The sequence below is a fragment of the Amorphus coralli DSM 19760 genome (genome assembly GCF_000374525.1).
GTDB classification, from domain to species: domain Bacteria; phylum Pseudomonadota; class Alphaproteobacteria; order Rhizobiales; family Amorphaceae; genus Amorphus; species Amorphus coralli.
The window spans coordinates 218,830-235,770 of sequence record NZ_KB894572.1 but is presented as its reverse complement, the minus strand read 5'-3'; the positions used below and the strand labels follow the sequence as shown (position 1 = coordinate 235,770).

The window sequence follows — 16,941 nt, the reverse complement described above, 5'->3', positions numbered from 1 at the left end:
TCGCCTCGCGACCCCTGCCGTCCGGGCTGCGGATCAGAGATCCAGGACCAGCCGCTGCGGATCCTCGATGGCTTCCTTGACGCGCACCAGGAACGTCACGGCTTCCTTGCCGTCAACGATGCGGTGATCGTAGGAGAGCGCCAGGTACATCATCGGGCGGATGACGATCTGGCCGTCCACCACCATCGGGCGCTGGTCGATGCGATGCATGCCGAGGATGCCCGACTGCGGCGCATTGAGGATCGGCGTCGACATCAGCGAACCGTAGACGCCGCCGTTGGAGATGGTGAAGGTGCCGCCCTGCATCTCCTCCATCTTCAGCTTGCCGTCGCGGGCGCGCTTGCCGAAATCGTTGATCGTCCTTTCGATCTCCGCGATCGACAACTCGTCGGCGTCGCGGACCACCGGCACCACGAGACCCTTGTCCGTGCCGACGGCCACGCCGATGTGGTAGTAGTTCTTGTAGACGACCTCATTGCCGTCGATCTCGGCGTTGACGTTCGGGACGTCCTTCAGCGCCTGAATCACGGCCTTGGCGAAGAAGCCCATGAAGCCCAGCCGCACGCCGTGCTTCTTCTCGAACAGCTCCTTGTAGGACTTTCTCAGCTCCATAACGGCGCCCATGTCCACGTCGTTGAACGTGGTGAGCATTGCCGCGGTGTCCTGGGCGTCCTTCAGGCGGCGGGCGATGGTGGCGCGCAGGCGCGTCATCTTCACCCGCTCCTCGCGGACGCCGTCGTCGGCGTTGGAGGGGCCGCGCGGTGCCTTCGACTCCGTCGCGGTCAGGCCCTTCTCGACCGCCGCCATCACGTCTTCCTTGAGAACCTGACCACGCCGGCCGGAACCGTCCACCTGATCGGCGGCAAGGCCCGATTCCTTCAGGTGCTTGGAAGCGGCCGGCGAAGGCGGCATGCCATCGTCGGAGCCCTTCGCGGCCTTCGGAGCCTCGGCCTTCTCGGCCGGCTTGGCGGACGACTTCGCGGCGCCACCGGCCCCGGCCGTCACTTCGCCCAGGAGCGCGCCGACCTCGACGGTGTCGCCCTCCTTGGCGGAGATCGAAGCGAGCGTTCCTGCGGCGGGCGCCGGAACCTCGACACTGACCTTGTCGGTCTCCAGCTCGACCAGCGGCTCATCGGCGGAGACGCTGTCGCCCTCCTGCTTGAACCACTTGCCGATGGTCGCCTCGGTAACGGATTCGCCGAGCGCCGGCACGGTGATCGATACGGACTCGCCACCGCCGGAGGAGCCTTCCGCCGTCTCTTCGGCCGGGGCCTCGTCTTCCGACGCTTTGCTCTCTTCCTTCGGCGCCTCGGACTTTGCCGGCTTGGATCCGCCCGCGCCTTCCTCGATGGAGCCCAGGAGAGCGCCAACCTCGACCGTTTCGCCCGCTTCCACGGTGATCTCGCCGATGGTACCCGCGGCCGGCGCCGGAACCTCGACCGTCACCTTGTCGGTCTCCAGCTCGACCAGCGGCTCGTCGGCGGCGACGGTGTCGCCCTTCTTCTTGTACCACTGGGCGATCGTCGCCTCGGTGACGGATTCCCCAAGGGCGGGGACGCGGATCTCGGTGGCCATGGCGCCTTTTTCCGTATGCTTGAGATCAGATCATGAGTTGCGAAGGAGGAGGACCGCCTCAGGCGGACGGTCCCAGAGCCTCCTCCAGGAATGCCTTGAGCTGAGCGAGATGCTTGGACATCAGACCGGTCGCGGTGGACGCGGCGGCATGACGGCCGGCATAGCGCGGCGCCGGCTGGCTCGACCCGGCCTGGGCGAGGACCCATTCCAGGTACGGCCGGACGAACGTCCAGGCGCCCATGTTGGCCGGCTCTTCCTGGCACCACACCATTTCGGCGTTCGGGAAGCGCTTGAACTCGTTAAGCACCGACTTCGACGGGAACGGATAGAGCTGCTCGACGCGCAGGAGGTAGACGTCGTCGACGCCGCGCTCCTCACGGTCCTCCAGGAGGTCGTAGTAGACCTTGCCCGAGCACAGAACCACGCGCCGGATCTTGTCGTCGGCCACCAGGCCGCCCTCGCCGCCGAGCTTGCTGTCCCGATCGTCGAACAGGATCCGGTGGAAGCTCGACTCCGGCGTCATCTCGTCGAACCGCGAGACCGCCCGCTTGTGCCGCAGCAGCGACTTCGGCGTCATCAGGATGAGCGGCTTGCGGAAGTCGCGCTTCACCTGCCGGCGCAGGATGTGGAAGTAGTTGGCCGGCGTGGTGCAGTTGGCAACCTGCATGTTGTCTTCAGCGCAGAGCTGGAGATAGCGCTCCAGTCGCGCGGAGGAGTGCTCGGGACCCTGCCCCTCGTAGCCGTGCGGCAGAAGGAGAACGAGGCCCGACATGCGCAGCCACTTGCGCTCGCCCGAGGAGATGAACTGGTCGATCACCACCTGGGCGCCGTTGGCGAAGTCGCCGAACTGCGCCTCCCAGCAGACAAGCGTGTTCGGCTCGGCCAGCGAATAGCCGTACTCGAAGCCGAGCACCGCCTCTTCCGAGAGCATCGAGTTGATGACCTCGTAGCGGGCCTGGTTGTCCGAGACGTTGTTGAGCGGGATGTAGCGCTCCTCGTTCTCCTGGTCGTAGAGAACCGAATGACGCTGCGAGAAGGTGCCGCGTTCCACGTCCTGGCCGGAGAGCCGGACCGGGAAGCCCTCAGCCAGCAGTGACCCGAACGCCAGCGCCTCGCCGGTGGCCCAGTCGATACCCTCGCCCGTCTCGATCATCTTGGCACGGTTCTGCATGAACCGCTTGATGGTCCGGTGGGCGTGGAAGCCCTCGGGGATCTCGGTGAGCTTCTGGCCGATCTCCTTGAGCGCGTCCGTCTCCACATCCGTCTTGCCGCGGCGCGGGTCGTCCGGGCTGTCGGCGATACCGAGACCGCTCCAGCGTCCGTCGAGCCAATCCGCCTTGTTCGGCTTGAAGCTCTCGCCCGCCTGGTACTCCTGCTCCAGCCGATCGCGCCACTCCTGCTTGAGCTGGTCGATCTCCTCAGGGGTCAGAAGCTTCTCGTCGACGAGCTTCTTGGCGTAGATGTCGAGCGTCGGCGGATGCTCCTTGATCACCTTGTACATGAGCGGCTGGGTGAAGGCCGGCTCGTCGGACTCGTTATGCCCGAAGCGCCGGTAGCAGAACATGTCGATGACGACCGGCTTGTGGAACTGCTGGCGGAACTCCGTCGCGATCTTGGCGCAGTAGACCACCGCTTCCGGATCATCGCCGTTCACGTGGAAGATCGGCGACTCGATCATCTTGGCGACGTCGGAGGGATAGGGCGACGAGCGCGCAAAGCGCGGGTTCGTCGTGAAGCCAATCTGGTTGTTCACGATGAAGTGGATCGAGCCGCCGGTGCGATGACCCTTCAGCCCCGACAGGCCAAAACACTCCGCCACCACGCCCTGGCCGGCGAACGCGGCGTCGCCGTGCAGCAGTACCGGCATCACCTGGGTGCGCTCGATGTCCGAGAGCTGGTCCTGCTTGGCGCGGACCTTGCCGAGCACCACCGGGTCGACGATCTCCAGGTGCGACGGGTTCGCGGTCAGCGACAGGTGGACGTTGTTGCCGTCGAACTCGCGGTCGGACGAGGCACCGAGATGGTACTTCACGTCGCCCGAGCCTTCGACGTCATCGGGAGCGAACGAGCCGCCCTTGAACTCGTTGAAGATCGCGCGGTGCGGCTTGCCCATGACCTGGGCGAGCACATTCAGGCGGCCGCGGTGCGGCATGCCGAGGACAATGTCCTTGAGGCCGAGATTGCCGCCGCGCTTGATGATCTGTTCCAGCGCCGGGATCAGCGCCTCGGCGCCGTCAAGGCCGAACCGCTTGGTGCCGGTGTACTTGACGCCCAGGAACTTCTCGAAACCGTCGGCCTCGATCAGCTTGTTCAGGATCGCCTTCTTGCCGTTCTCGGTGAATTCGATGCCCTTGTCTGGGCCCTCGATGCGCTCCTGAATCCAGGCTTTCTCCACAGGGTCGGAGATGTGCATGAACTCCACGCCGATGGTGGAGCAGTAGGTGCGCTTCAGGATCGCCTTCATCTCGCGGATGGTGGCGAATTCCATGCCCAGTACGTTGTCGATGTAGATCGGCCGGTCGAGATCGGCGCCGGTGAAGCCATAGGTCTCCGGCTTCAACTCGTCGTGATCCTCCAGCTGGGCGATGCCCAGCGGGTCGAGATCGGCGTGAAGGTGGCCGCGCACGCGGTAGGCGCGGATCATCATCAGCGCGCGGACGGAATCGCGCGTCGCCCGAAGCGCCTCCTCCTCGGTGATCTCGACGCCCTTCTCCTGGGCCTTCTTCTTGATTTTGTCGCTGACCGCGCTCTCGATCGGACGCCAGTCCGTATCGAACGCCGAGACCAGCTCGCCGTTCATCGGGATCGGCCAGTCCTTGCGCTGCCACGGGGCACCCCGGGCCTCGGCAAGTACCTGATCCTTGTCGTCTTTCAGCGCGGAAAAGAAAGCCCGCCATTCAGCATCGATCGACTCCGGATCGGTCTGATAGCGGGCATAGAGGTCTTCGAGATAGGCGGCGTTGCCGCCATAGAGGAAGGAAGTTTGCCGGAACGCTTGGTTCGGGTCCTGTGATGCCATCTTTCTAACGCTCTTGGGGCCCCGTAGGGCCCCCTCCTTATCCTGCGCCGTGCCGACCGCAAGATGGCGTCACCACCCCACGGGCGCAACATATCCAAACACATCCCGGCCGCGCCTTCGAGGCCCTTACCGAACGAAGGCGCGTTGGGAGGTTGCTCGTCAGCCCTTGAGAACCTCGACGAGCGTCTTTCCGAGCTGCGCCGGCGACGGTGACACCTTGATGCCGGCCGCCTCCATGGCTGCGATCTTGTCTTCCGCGCCGCCCTTGCCGCCTGACACCACGGCGCCGGCATGGCCCATGGTGCGGCCCTTCGGGGCGGTGCGGCCCGCGATGAAGCCGACCATCGGCTTCTTGCGGCCCTTCTTGGCCTCATCGGCCAGGAACTGGGCGGCATCTTCTTCGGCCGAGCCGCCGATCTCGCCGATCATGATGATCGATTCCGTTGCGTCGTCGGCCAGGAACATTTCCAGGACGTCGATGAACTCGGTGCCCTTGACCGGGTCGCCGCCGATGCCCACGGCCGTCGTCTGGCCCAGACCTTCGTTGGAAGTCTGGAAGACCGCCTCGTAGGTCAGCGTACCGGAGCGCGACACGATGCCGACATTGCCCTTGCGGAAGATGTTGCCCGGCATGATGCCAATCTTACACTCTTCCGGCGTCAGAACGCCCGGACAGTTCGGGCCGAGCAGCCGCGAGCTGGACCGGTCGAGCTTTTCCTTCACCCGGACCATGTCCATCACCGGGATGCCCTCGGTGATGCAGACGATCAGGCCGATCTCGGCGTCGATGGCTTCCTCGATCGCGGCGGCCGCGCCTGCCGGCGGCACGTAGACCACGGAGGCGGTGGCGCCGGTGGCTTCCTTGGCCTCGCCGACGCTGGCGAAGATCGGCAGCTCGACGGCGTCGCCGGCGGCATTGCCCTGCCAGGTCTCGCCGCCCTTCTTCGGATGCACACCCGCGACCATCTGGGTGCCGTAGTAGGCAAGCGCCTGCTCGGTGTGGAACGTGCCGGTCTTGCCGGTCAGTCCCTGCACGATGACCTTGGTGTTCTTGTCGACGAGAATGGACATGGGCTTTCCTAGGCGTGACTGGCGAATGAGGGGTCTGAAGCGCGGCGGTCCCGCCGCATCCCGGCGGAATCGGTTCCGTCGGGGAAGACTTCGGGGACGTCGGGGGCGCGGCCTGAAACGGAAGTGGTCAGGGAGCAGGCGGCCGGCAGCCGGACCGTCGTCCGTTCCGTTGCCCGATCGCCCATCCGAACCTCCGTACCCTGCCCGCGCCCTCGGGAAGCGGCCTACTTGCCGACCGCTGCGACGATCTTCTGGGCGGCGTCGTCGAGGTCGTCCGCCGCCGTGATGGCGAGGCCGCTCTCGTTGAGGATCGCCTTGCCCTTCTCCACGTTGGTGCCTTCCAGGCGCACCACCAGCGGAACCTGCAGCCCGACTTCCTTCACCGCGGCGACGACGCCTTCCGCGATGATGTCGCAGCGCATGATGCCGCCGAAGATGTTGACCAGGATGCCCTTCACGTTCGGATCGGCCGTGATGATCTTGAACGCCGCCGTCACCTTCTCCTTGGAGGCGCCGCCACCGACGTCCAGGAAGTTGGCCGGCTCGGAGCCGTAGAGCTTGATGATGTCCATGGTCGCCATGGCGAGGCCGGCGCCGTTCACCATGCAGCCGATGTCGCCGTCGAGCGCCACGTAGGCGAGGTCGTACTTGGACGCCTCGATCTCCTTGGCGTCTTCCTCGGTCTCGTCGCGCAGCGCCTTCATGTCGTCATGGCGGAACAGCGCGTTGCCATCAAAGGAGACCTTCGCGTCGAGCACCCGCAGGTGGCCGTCGGTCATGACGATCAGCGGGTTGATCTCCAGCAGGCTCATGTCCTTTTCGGAGAAGGCCTTGTAGAGGATCGGGAACAGCTTCATGCCGTCCTCGCGGGCCGCGCCCTGGAGCTCCAGCGTGTCGCAGAGCTTCGCCGCATCCGCCTCGGTGACGCCCGCTGCCGGATCGATCGGCAACGTGAGGATCTTCTCCGGGGTCTCTTCTGCGACGGTCTCGATGTCCATGCCGCCCTCGGTGGACGCCACGAAGGCGACGCGGCCGACGGTGCGGTCGACAAGCAGCGAGAGGTAGAGCTCGCGGTCGATGTCGGCGCCGTCCTCGATGTAGAGGCGGTTCACCTGCTTGCCGGCGTCGCCCGTCTGCTTGGTGACGAGGGTGTTGCCGAGCATGTCCTTGGCAAAGGCCTCGACCTCTTCCACCGACTTCGCCAGGCGCACGCCGCCCTTGGCGTCGGGGCCGAGTTCCTTGAACTTGCCCTTGCCGCGGCCACCGGCGTGGATCTGGCTCTTGACCACGTAGAGCGGCCCGGGAAGCTTGCCGGCCGCGGTGGCGGCCTCGGCCGCGTCGGTGATGGCAATGCCCTGGGCCACCGGCGCACCGTAGCCCTTAAGGACTTCCTTGGCCTGATATTCGTGGATGTTCACGTCTGTCTCCCGGCCTCTCGCGGAGCGAAAATCTGAGGGCCGGGCGACCCGGCCCCCGGCATGTTACTTCAGTTGCGGAGCGATGTTCTTGCAGGCGTCCATGAGCCCACGCACCGATTCGACCGACTTGTCGAAGTTGGTCTTTTCTTCGCCTTCGAGCTCGATCTCGACGATCCGCTCGATGCCGCCCTCACCGATCACGGTCGGCACGCCGACATAGAGACCGTCAAGGCCGTAGGCACCTTCCAGGTAGGCGGCGCACGGCAGCACGCGCTTCTTGTCGCGCAGGTAGGATTCGGCCATGGCGATGGCGGACGACGCCGGGGCGTAGAAGGCGGAGCCGGTCTTCAGCAGGCCGACGATCTCGGCGCCACCATCACGGGTGCGCTGCACGATCTGGTCGAGCTTCTCCTGGGTGGTCCAGCCCATCTTCACCAGGTCCGGCAGCGGTATACCGGCGACGGTGGAGTAGCGCACCAGCGGCACCATGGTGTCGCCGTGGCCACCAAGCACGAAGGCGGTCACGTCCTCGACCGAGACGTTGAACTCCTCGGCCAGGAAGTAGCGGAAGCGCGCGGAGTCCAGCACACCGGCCATGCCGACCACCTTGTTGGCGGGCAGGCCGGAGAACTTCTGCAGCGCCCACACCATGGCGTCGAGCGGGTTGGTGATGCAGATGACGAAGGCGTTCGGCGCGTGGTCGCGGATGCCGGTGCCGACCTGCTCCATGACCTTCAGATTGATGCCCAGGAGATCATCGCGGCTCATGCCCGGCTTGCGCGGCACGCCAGCGGTCACGATGACCACGTCTGAGCCGGCGATCGTCTCGTAGCCGTTGGTGCCGGCCATCACGGCGTCGAAGCCTTCGACGGCGGAGGCCTGCGCAATGTCGAGTGCCTTGCCCTGCGGCGTCCCCTCGGCGATGTCGAACAGGACGACGTCGCCCAGTTCCTTCAAGCCGGCGAGGAGCGCGAGCGTGCCGCCGATCTGGCCAGCGCCGATCAATGCGATTTTGGTGCGCGCCATGAGAACCGGTCCCCTTTTTTGATAATGCGAAACGGAGGAAGTATTGAGAGTGGCGCCGGAGGGCGAACCGGGGGTGTCACTACTCCGTTTGGCAGACAGGTTCAAGACAGGAGCCCCTGCCTTTGGCGCGCGTTTTGCCGATCAGGTCAGTGGCATCGTCTCGCAGGCCTCGACATAACTGGCCGATCGCATCTCCACGAGCCGCGACGCGGCGCGCTTGAATTCGAAGGCCTCCGTCCCCTCCTCGCCGGTGAACAGCGCGTCCGGCTCGGCGGCCGCGGACACGATCAGCCGCACGTGCGTGTCATAGAGAACGTCGACGAGCGTGATGAAGCGCTTCGTTTCGTTGCGCTTCTGCGGCGAAAGCGGCGGCACGTCGGTGACGAACACCGTATGATAGCGGTCGGCGATGGCCCGGTAGTCGCTGGCCCCCAACGGCCTCTCGCAGAGATCGGCGAAGGAAAAGCGCGCCAGCCCTCCGGTGGCCAGCGGCACGGACACCGGATGTCCGAGCACGTCGAGCCTCTCCGGCTTCGGGTCGCGCCCCCCGAGAAGCCGGCGCCACAGCCGCTCCATCGCCGCCGTCTCGTCCGCGTCGGCGCTGTCGAAATAGACCGGCGAGCCGGCCAGCTTGTCGAGCCTGTAGTCGGCATGGGCATCGAGACGCGCCACTTCGACGTGGCGCTTCAGAAGGTCGATGAAGCCCAGGAAATGGCCCCGGTTCAGGCCGCCCTTGTAGAGGTCGTCGGGCGCCACGTTGGATGTGGCGACCAGCACCACGCCGCACTCGAACAGCCGGGTGAAGAGCCGGCCCAGGATCATGGCGTCGGCGATGTCGGTGACGGAGAACTCGTCGAAGCAGAGAAGCTCGGTCTCTTCCGCGATCGAGGCGGCCACCGGCGGGATCGGGTCGTCGCCCTTGATGTCGCCGTTCGCGATCGCCTGACGGGTCCGGTGCACCCGCTCGTGCACGTCGGCCATAAAGTTGGTGAAGTGCGCGCGGCGCTTTCGCTCCACCGGCGCGACCTCGAAGAACAGGTCCATGAGCATGGTCTTGCCACGCCCCACCTCGCCCCAGAGATAGAGCCCCTTCACCGTGATTGCGCGGCTGTCGCGGCGCCCGAGCAGGCGCTTCAGGACGGAGCCTGACGACCGTCCGGGCTCCGGCCGCTCCGCGAGACCGTCGCAAAGCTCGCCAAGGCGCTGGGCCACCGCCTCCTGGGCAGGGTCGCGATCGAGCGAACCGGAATCGACCATCGCGTCGTAGCGGTCGAGCACGGAGGCGGTCGGCATGCTTTAGACTCTTCGTGCGGGACGTGTCGGGGCGGGCACCCCTGCCATAGCCGATAGGCTGTCGCGAGGAAACTGCATGGACAACGGTTGGCCGCCGCCGCGGTTTCACTCGCCCGGCCGCTCTCCGCCACCGTCGAAGTGACCTGCGTTCGAGGTTGAAAGCCGGCAGGGCCTCCGATACCGATTCTGCCGGAACGCAACCGATCGCCCGGGCAGCGACTGTCCGGCACCCGGCCGATCCAGGAACCGGATGGCAGGCACCGTGCGCGCCGCCGGCAAGGAGCACCGATGGCTTACGAGACCATTCTCTACGAGACCCGCGGCAAGGTCGCGCTCATCACCCTCAACCGCCCGAAGGCCATGAACGCGCTGAACGCGCAGCTGGTGGACGAGTTGGTCGATGCGCTGCGCCACGTGGAAGCCGACGAGAATCTCGGATGCAGCGTCATCACCGGGTCCGAGCGCGCCTTTGCCGCCGGGGCCGACATCAAGGAAATGGCGTCGCTGGACTTCATCGACGCCTACAAGGGCGACTTCATCGCCTCCTGGGATCGCGTGGCCACGATGCGCAAGCCGGTGGTCGCCGCGGTCGCCGGCTACGCGCTGGGCGGTGGCTGCGAGCTGGCCATGATGTGCGACTTCATCATCGCCGCCGACACCGCCAAGTTCGGCCAGCCCGAAATCACGCTCGGTGTCATGCCCGGCGCCGGCGGCACCCAGCGGCTCACCCGGTTCGTCGGCAAGTCGAAGGCCATGGAAATGGTGCTGACCGGGCGCATGATGGGCGCCGAAGAGGCCGAGCGCTCCGGCCTGGTCTCACGCGTCGTTCCAGCCGGCGAGCTCGTCGGCGAAGCGGTGGCCGCAGCGGAGAAGATCGCCGACTTCTCCCAGCCCATCGTTATGATGGCCAAGGAAAGCGTGAACCGGGCCTACGAGACGACGCTGGCCGAGGGCGTCCGCTTCGAGCGCCGCCTGTTCCACGCCATGTTCTCCACGGCCGACCAGAAGGAAGGCATGGAGGCTTTCGCGTCGAAGCGTTCGCCCCAGTTCAAGAACCGCTGAGGCCGCGATATCAAGCGCGCCGTCTTGCGCGGAGAAGGAAGCCCGCGGTGGCTGTGCCGGGACGCGCCTTACCCGTTGACCGCGGCGCGTCCACGGCGTATAGACGCGCCCTTATCCAAGGATGCCGTGCTGTGAAGGCGGTGTTGAGACGGGCTTTTCGCGAAGCTCCGTTTCGGACCGGGCCAGTGCCGTCCGCGGCAACACCCACGCCGCATCAGGAACACCGGATCGGCTCGTCGCGCCCCTGAAGCGGATGACCGATCCTCCACCGAACCGGAACGGCCGGCGGCGAACCAGCGCCGCGTGACGGTTCCGACCACGCGAACGGGATCGCTCGACGGGAGCCATTGGGGCCCCTTCCAGCGATCGGAACAGGACAGGAGCTTCGATGGCCAACACGCGATCGGCTAAGAAGATGACCCGCAAGATCGCGCGCCGCACGGAAGTGAACAAGGCGCGCCGGTCCCGGATGCGCACCTTCGTGCGCAAGGTTGAGGAAGCCATCACTGCCGGCGACGCCACTGCGGCGAAGGCGGCCTTCACCGAGGCGCAGCCGGAGATCATGCGCGCCGCCTCGAAAGGCGTCATTCATCGCAACACCGCCTCGCGCAAGGTTTCGCGCCTGGCGCAGCGCATCAAGGGCCTGCCCGCCTGAGCGGCAGTCGCCTGTATCCTACGCAATTTCTGCAGAAACGGGCCCGGCGACACCTCGCCGGGCCCGTTTCCGTTTCATTCCCGTGGCCGGATGCAACGCCCTTAGGTGGTTTTCACCGCTGTCCACATGGCTTACCCGGCTAATATAATTGCCCGCGAAGGCAGCTTCTGCGAGCGCCGGGAAGTGTCGCAAAAAACCAAAATATATCAAAGGGTTGGATACACGTTGCGGCCAGGACCTTTGCGGCGGGGGCACCTCCAGAGAGTCAAGTAGGCTGCAATTTTTTTTTTTGCCGCCTTCGTTCCGGCACGACTTTTCCCAACCGCCGTTCCGGGAATCCATTGAGTCGAAATGGCTTGTCCCGATTGGCCGCGTCTGAGCTTGGCAAGAGGCACCCGCGAACCATCCCCACGTTTACGATTTGGTCATTTCTGGCTGTTGCAGCCCACCGGGGGGCTGTGTATCTTCAAGTCATCGGCGGGGCCCACCCTGCGTAATAAAAACAATAAATCAAAAATTTGTAGTACATCCAGAGTTTAAGACTGCAATTCCTTAGTCGAGAGGATTGATAGTTGACGCCATTGCCTCTTGAGAACGCTTCGTTCTAACCATCCAATACTGAAGCCGCTGCTGACCACGCCAGTGGTCTGAGGGCGGCTGTGTCCATCGAATAAGACGCGTGTGCGGCGCCACCTTTCCGGATGGCGGCTTGAGGGATTTTGTGTCGATGACGGCCGACGGAACCTATGCGGGCGATCTCAACAGCACCGATGCCTGGCAGCGGCTCGCCGATGATGAGCATGCCGTGCTCATCGACGTGAGAACACGCGCCGAGTGGACCTTCGTTGGCGTTCCTGATCTGCAGCCCGTCGGCAAGGTGGCGGCTCTCGTCGAGTGGCAGAGCTTCCCGTCGATGGACGTGAATGCCGGCTTCGTCGACCAGGTCGCCGAGGCGATGCGCGAGCGGGGCGCGGCCACCGACACCCCCGTTTTCTTTCTGTGTCGATCCGGCGCGCGCAGCCGTGCCGCCGCGATCGCCATGACGTCGGCCGGACTGAGTGCGGCCTACAACATTTCCGACGGCTTCGAAGGCCCGCAGGACGCCAGCCGCCACCGCGGCAGCGTCGCGGGCTGGAAGGCCGCCGGCCTCCCCTGGGTTCAATCCTAGCAACGAGCGAGGGACGACCGATTTTGCGGCACGCAAGGCCGCAAACTACATAGCTGGCTCATAAAAGAAACGCACACAGTGCGGCGATGTGGGCCAGTCACGAGGCGGACGACAAAGACAAGCGGAGAAGGAGAAAACACGATGACGACGGCCGAAATCGAACCAGCACAAGACCAGCGATGGGGACGCGTGAAGGCCCGTCTGCGGTCTGAGCTGGGCGAGGACGTCTATTCGAGCTGGTTCGCTCGGATCATGTTCGAAAGCAGCAAGGCTTCCGTGGTCCAGCTGTCCGTGCCAACTCCGTTCATCCGCCAGTGGGTGCAGAACCACTACGGCGACCGGATCATGCAGCTTTGGGAGAAGGAGACGTCAGAGGTCCGCCGCATCGAGTTCGTGGTGCGCAGCGCCGTTCGGCAGCCGTGCTCCGCGGATCGGCCGAGCCCCGCGACCCCGAAAGCCCGCGCAGCCGCAGCGCCCCGGACGACCACTCCTGCCCCCAGCATGACCACGCCTGCTCCGCGCGTGGCCGACGACGCCGGCAGCGCCCTGGACGGATCTCCGCTTGATCCCCGCTTCACCCTCGATTCCTTCGAAGAGGGTCCGTCCAACATGCTGGCGCTGGCCGCCGCCAAGCGCGTGGCGATGGCGCCCTCCGGCGAGAAGGCTGCCTTCAACCCGCTGTTCATCCACGGGGCCGTCGGCTACGGCAAGACGCACCTTCTGCAGGCGGTCGCCGCTGAGGCAAGGGAGCGCGCCCCGCGGCGCGTACTCTATCTGACAGCTGAACACTTTATGTACAGATTTGTCGTTGCGCTCCGCAACCAGACGGCGCTCGCCTTCAAGGAACTGCTGCGCGACATCGACCTGCTGCTGATCGACGACCTGCAGTTCCTGCACGGTGGCAAGGTGCAGGAGGAGTTCTGCCACACCCTCAACTCGCTCGTGGACGGTGCCCGCCAGGTGGTCATCGCCGCCGACCGCCCCGCCGGTGAGCTAGACGGTCTGGAACAGCGGGTGCGGTCGCGCATCGGTGGCGGCCTCTCCGTGGAGATTGGCGCCCCCGACCTCGACCTGCGCACGAAGATCCTGACCCGCCGCATCGCCGCCCAGACGGCTGCATTCCCCGAGCTGGAATTCCCGGAGGAGGTCCTCGATTTCGTCGCCCGCTCCGTGACCACCAACGGCCGCGACCTCGACGGCGCCATCAACCGCCTCGTGGCCCACAATCAGCTCACCGGCGCTGCGATCACGCTCCAGATGGCCGAAGGCGCCCTCAAGGACCTTTTGCGGGCCCGCGAGGGCCGGCGGCCCAAAATCGAAGACATCCAGCGCGTCGTGGCGCAGCATTTCAACGTCTCCAAGGCCGACCTGGTGTCGGCCCGCCGGACCCGCGCCGTGGTGCGCCCGCGGCAGGTTGCCATGTATCTGGCCAAGTCCCTGACCCCGCGCTCGCTGCCGGAAATCGGCCGCCGTTTCGGAGGCCGCGATCATACCACGGTCCTCCACGCGGTGCGCAAGATCGATAGCCTGATCGGCTCCGACGGCTCTCTGAAGGAAGACGTCGAAACGCTGAAGCGGCTCCTCGACGCCTGACCGGATCCAAACTCAGATCCTATCACCCCGGCCCGCCCCAGCGTGCCGGGGTTTTCTTTTCTGCAGTCCCTGCCACCTGCCGTGCGCGAGCCTTACCGACCCGAACGGATCCACCTAACCCCCGCCGGACCCGCCGAAACCCTGCCCTTCTCGTCTTTTTCAGTGGCCGAACCCGGCCCGGGGCTTGCATCCAGCCCCCCGAGACGGCACTTTCGCTCCCCCGCAGGCACGCCGGTCGGACCTCTCCGGCCCCACCCGCCTCGGGCGGCCGGGCTTTCAGGCGCCGGTCGTTTCCAAGACAACAGCATTTCGGACGTCTGACGGCCATGCGCGCGACATTGGAACGGGCCCATCTCCTGAAATCGCTGACCCACGTGCATCGCGTGGTCGAACGGCGCAACACGATCCCGATCCTGTCCAACGTGTTGATCCGCTCCGACGGCAGCGCGCTGAACCTGAAGGCGACGGATCTCGACATCGAGGTGACCGAGCAGGTTCCGGCGATGGTGGAACAGGGCGGCGCCACGACGATCCCGGCGCATATGCTGCACGACATCGTGCGCAAGCTGCCGGAAGGCGCCCAGGTCGTGCTGGAGACCAACTCCGACGGCGCCACGCTGACGCTCTCGGCCGGCCGCTCGCGCTTCTCACTGCAGATCCTGCCGGAAGCCGACTTCCCGGACATCACCGCCGGCGCCTTCACCCATTCGTTCACGCTGAAGGCGGGCGAGCTGAAGCGGCTCATTGACCGCACCCAGTTCGCGATCTCCACGGAGGAGACCCGCTATTATCTGAACGGCATCTACCTCCACTCGGTGGAGGGCCCGGACGGCGCCATGCTGCGCGCGGTCGCAACCGACGGCCATAGGCTCGCCCAGGCCGAGATTCCGGCGCCCGAGGGCTCCACCGGCATTCCCGGCGTGATCGTGCCGCGCAAGACCGTCAGCGAGATCCAGCGGCTCATCGAGGACGGCGACGAGGCCGTGAAGATCGAGCTGTCCGACGCGAAGATCCGCTTCACCTTCCAGACCGTCGTCCTCACCTCCAAGCTCATCGACGGCACCTTCCCCGACTACGGCCGGGTGATCCCGCAGAACAACGACAAGTCGCTGCACGTGGACCGCCAGGAGTTCGCCGCCGCCGTCGACCGCGTCTCGACCGTGTCCAGCGAGCGTGGCCGCGCGGTGAAGCTGTCGCTGCAGCCGGGCAAGCTGACCCTCTCGGTCAACAACCCCGATTCCGGCAGCGCCACGGAAGAGCTCGTCGTTGAGTATGACGCCGATGCCCTCGATATCGGCTTCAACTCGCGCTACCTGCTCGACATCGCCGCCCAGCTCGAGACCGAAACGGCCGAGTTCATGCTCGCCGACCCCGGCTCGCCCACGCTGGTGCGCGACATCGGCGAAGCCCGGACGCTCTACGTCCTCATGCCGATGCGGGTGTGACCCGGCAGGACACACTGATGACGGACGAGGCCGGCCCGTCCGTTGCCCGCGTGGCGCTGACCGCCCTCACCCTGACGGACTTCCGCAACTACGGCCATCTCGCCGTAGCCCTTGACGGGCGCTCCGTCGTGTTCGTCGGCGCCAACGGCTCCGGCAAGACCAACCTGCTGGAAGCCGTGTCCTTCCTGTCGCCTGGCCGGGGCCTGAGGCGCGCCACCTACGATGCCGTCGCCCGTGTCGGTGGCAGCGGCGGCTGGACCGTCCACGCAACCGTTGCCACCAACGGCGACACTGTCGCCATCGGCACCGGACTGCAGCCGGATCCGGGCGGCGGACCGCGCTCGCGTCGCATCCGCATCGACGGCGACGACGCCGGAACCTCCGACGCCCTGCTCGCCCATCTCGACGTGCTCTGGCTGACGCCCGCGATGGATGGACTTTTCACCGGCCCCGCCGGCGACCGGCGCCGCTTCCTCGACCGTCTCGTCATGGCGCTCGACGCCGGCCACGGCCGCCGGGTCTCCGCCTACGAGAAGGCCGTGCGCCACCGCAACCGTCTGCTGGAGGATTTCGGCGCCGATCCCGCCTGGCTCGATGCCATCGAGCAAGAGATCGCCCGCCATGGCGCCGAGATGGCGGCCGCGCGCGCCGGTCTTGTCTCCCGGTTCGCGGAAACCATCGCCGCGCTTCCCTCCGATGCCTCCGCCTTTCCGCGCGCCGAGCTCGCCCTCGACGGCCCGGTGGAAGCGCTGGCCGCGGAGCTGGCGCCCGCAGCCCTGACGGAGGACTTTCTCCGCCTGCTGCGCGACGGCCGCCCGCGCGACCGGGCCGCCGGCCGCACCCTCACCGGCCCCCACCGCACCGACCTCGTCGTCACCCACGCAGAAAAGGCGATGCCCGCCGCCCAGGCATCCACCGGCGAGCAGAAGGCGCTCCTGATCGGCCTGGTGCTCGCCCACGCCTCGCTCGTCGCCCGCGCCGGCGCCCGCGCCCCGGTGCTGCTCCTCGACGAAATCGCCGCCCATCTCGATCCGGGCCGGCGCGCCGCCCTGTTCGACCGGCTCGACGATCTCGGCGGCCAGACCTTCATGACCGGCACCGACCCGATCCTGTTCGAGGCGGTGGGCGACCGCGCCCAGACTTTTTCCGTCCGCGACGGCCGGCTCGAACTTTGATCGGGACTTGTCACATCGTCTTCGCGGGCTCTTGATTTCTGTTGTCCGGTTGAAGAGCGTTTGGTGGCAATGTCGCGGGCAGCCTCGCCCCGACGAGAAGGCCCGCAAACGGCAGGAATGGAGAACCCGACAATGACCACCGCGAAGAGCTTCACCGCCGCAGGCCTCGCCGGCGCCGTCGCCACCGCGATCGCCGCCGCCACCAGCCCGGCCGCGGCCGCGGACCAGGTGAAGTGCTACGGCGTCTCGCTCGCCGGCGAGAATGACTGCGCCGCCGGCCCCGGTACCACCTGCGCCGCCACCTCCACCGTCGACTATCAGGGCAACGCCTGGACGCTGGTTCCCAAGGGCACCTGCACCACCATGGACCTGCCCGGCGATCGTCACGGCAGCCTCGAGCCGCTGGACCGCGACCTGCCGGAAAAGTCGTAGTTCTGGCGC

The 16,941-nt window shown here is 66.3% G+C and carries 13 protein-coding genes; 7 read left to right on the top strand and 6 right to left on the bottom strand.

The annotated features are described in order from the left end of the window. Window positions 1-33: 33 nt before the first annotated feature. The 6 genes from odhB to zapE form a co-directional block, all read right to left on the bottom strand. Window positions 34-1,575, bottom strand: coding sequence for a 2-oxoglutarate dehydrogenase complex dihydrolipoyllysine-residue succinyltransferase (gene odhB / locus C507_RS0109035; protein WP_018699363.1), 1,542 nt, complete (start codon window positions 1,573-1,575; stop codon window positions 34-36). Window positions 1,576-1,633: 58 nt separating this feature from the next. Continuing rightward, window positions 1,634-4,594 (bottom strand): 2-oxoglutarate dehydrogenase E1 component, encoded by a 2,961-nt coding sequence (locus tag C507_RS0109030; protein WP_018699362.1) that lies wholly within the window; start codon window positions 4,592-4,594, stop codon window positions 1,634-1,636. Window positions 4,595-4,753: 159 nt separating this feature from the next. Further along, entirely contained in the window at window positions 4,754-5,665 is a 912-nt protein-coding gene (gene sucD / locus C507_RS0109025; protein ID WP_018699361.1) for a succinate--CoA ligase subunit alpha, read from the bottom strand. 224 nt (window positions 5,666-5,889) lie between these two features. Continuing rightward, window positions 5,890-7,083: an ADP-forming succinate--CoA ligase subunit beta gene (gene sucC, locus C507_RS0109020; protein WP_018699360.1), complete on the bottom strand. Its 1,194-nt coding sequence runs from the start codon at window positions 7,081-7,083 to the stop codon at window positions 5,890-5,892. A gap of 63 nt (window positions 7,084-7,146) precedes the next feature. Next, window positions 7,147-8,109, bottom strand: a complete 963-nt coding sequence (mdh, locus tag C507_RS0109015; RefSeq protein WP_018699359.1) for a malate dehydrogenase — start codon at window positions 8,107-8,109, stop codon at window positions 7,147-7,149. 141 nt (window positions 8,110-8,250) lie between these two features. Next, complete coding sequence (zapE, locus tag C507_RS0109010; RefSeq protein WP_018699358.1) at window positions 8,251-9,402, bottom strand: cell division protein ZapE; 1,152 nt, start codon at window positions 9,400-9,402, stop codon at window positions 8,251-8,253. Window positions 9,403-9,690: 288 nt separating this feature from the next. Here zapE and C507_RS0109005 point away from each other — a divergent pair, with 288 nt between their 5' ends. The 7 genes from C507_RS0109005 (at window position 9,691) to C507_RS0108975 (ending at window position 16,932) form a co-directional block, all read left to right on the top strand. Next, window positions 9,691-10,464 carry an enoyl-CoA hydratase gene (locus tag C507_RS0109005; protein ID WP_018699357.1) on the top strand — a complete coding sequence of 258 codons (774 nt, stop codon included), beginning with the start codon at window positions 9,691-9,693 and terminating at the stop codon, window positions 10,462-10,464. A 388-nt stretch (window positions 10,465-10,852) separates the two neighbouring features. After that, window positions 10,853-11,119, top strand: a complete 267-nt coding sequence (rpsT, locus tag C507_RS0109000) for a 30S ribosomal protein S20 (protein ID WP_018699356.1) — start codon at window positions 10,853-10,855, stop codon at window positions 11,117-11,119. Window positions 11,120-11,846: 727 nt separating this feature from the next. After that, the gene (locus C507_RS0108995) at window positions 11,847-12,287 is read left to right on the top strand and encodes a rhodanese-like domain-containing protein (protein ID WP_018699355.1); all 441 of its coding nucleotides are present in this window, start codon (window positions 11,847-11,849) and stop codon (window positions 12,285-12,287) included. Window positions 12,288-12,428: 141 nt separating this feature from the next. Then, a complete protein-coding gene (gene dnaA / locus C507_RS0108990) occupies window positions 12,429-13,880 on the top strand; it encodes a chromosomal replication initiator protein DnaA (protein WP_018699354.1) in 1,452 nt (483 codons plus the stop codon). Window positions 13,881-14,206: 326 nt separating this feature from the next. Then, window positions 14,207-15,325 carry a DNA polymerase III subunit beta gene (gene dnaN / locus C507_RS0108985; protein WP_018699353.1) on the top strand — a complete coding sequence of 373 codons (1,119 nt, stop codon included), beginning with the start codon at window positions 14,207-14,209 and terminating at the stop codon, window positions 15,323-15,325. Between the two features lie 17 nt (window positions 15,326-15,342). Next, window positions 15,343-16,500, top strand: a complete 1,158-nt coding sequence (gene recF, locus C507_RS0108980; RefSeq protein ID WP_018699352.1) for a DNA replication/repair protein RecF — start codon at window positions 15,343-15,345, stop codon at window positions 16,498-16,500. Window positions 16,501-16,632: 132 nt separating this feature from the next. Next, window positions 16,633-16,932 carry a BufA1 family periplasmic bufferin-type metallophore gene (locus tag C507_RS0108975; RefSeq protein ID WP_018699351.1) on the top strand — a complete coding sequence of 100 codons (300 nt, stop codon included), beginning with the start codon at window positions 16,633-16,635 and terminating at the stop codon, window positions 16,930-16,932. Window positions 16,933-16,941: the final 9 nt, after the last annotated feature.

Coding starts and splice junctions, on each gene's coding strand:
- dnaA (WP_018699354.1), top strand. CDS start 12,429: ATGACGACGGCCGAAATCGAACCAGCACAAGACCAGCGATGGGGACGC.
- C507_RS0108975 (WP_018699351.1), top strand. CDS start 16,633: ATGACCACCGCGAAGAGCTTCACCGCCGCAGGCCTCGCCGGCGCCGTC.
- dnaN (WP_018699353.1), top strand. CDS start 14,207: ATGCGCGCGACATTGGAACGGGCCCATCTCCTGAAATCGCTGACCCAC.
- C507_RS0108995 (WP_018699355.1), top strand. CDS start 11,847: ATGACGGCCGACGGAACCTATGCGGGCGATCTCAACAGCACCGATGCC.
- mdh (WP_018699359.1), bottom strand. CDS start 8,109: ATGGCGCGCACCAAAATCGCATTGATCGGCGCTGGCCAGATCGGCGGC.
- sucD (WP_018699361.1), bottom strand. CDS start 5,665: ATGTCCATTCTCGTCGACAAGAACACCAAGGTCATCGTGCAGGGACTG.
- odhB (WP_018699363.1), bottom strand. CDS start 1,575: ATGGCCACCGAGATCCGCGTCCCCGCCCTTGGGGAATCCGTCACCGAG.
- zapE (WP_018699358.1), bottom strand. CDS start 9,402: ATGCCGACCGCCTCCGTGCTCGACCGCTACGACGCGATGGTCGATTCC.
- recF (WP_018699352.1), top strand. CDS start 15,343: ATGACGGACGAGGCCGGCCCGTCCGTTGCCCGCGTGGCGCTGACCGCC.
- rpsT (WP_018699356.1), top strand. CDS start 10,853: ATGGCCAACACGCGATCGGCTAAGAAGATGACCCGCAAGATCGCGCGC.
- C507_RS0109030 (WP_018699362.1), bottom strand. CDS start 4,594: ATGGCATCACAGGACCCGAACCAAGCGTTCCGGCAAACTTCCTTCCTC.
- C507_RS0109005 (WP_018699357.1), top strand. CDS start 9,691: ATGGCTTACGAGACCATTCTCTACGAGACCCGCGGCAAGGTCGCGCTC.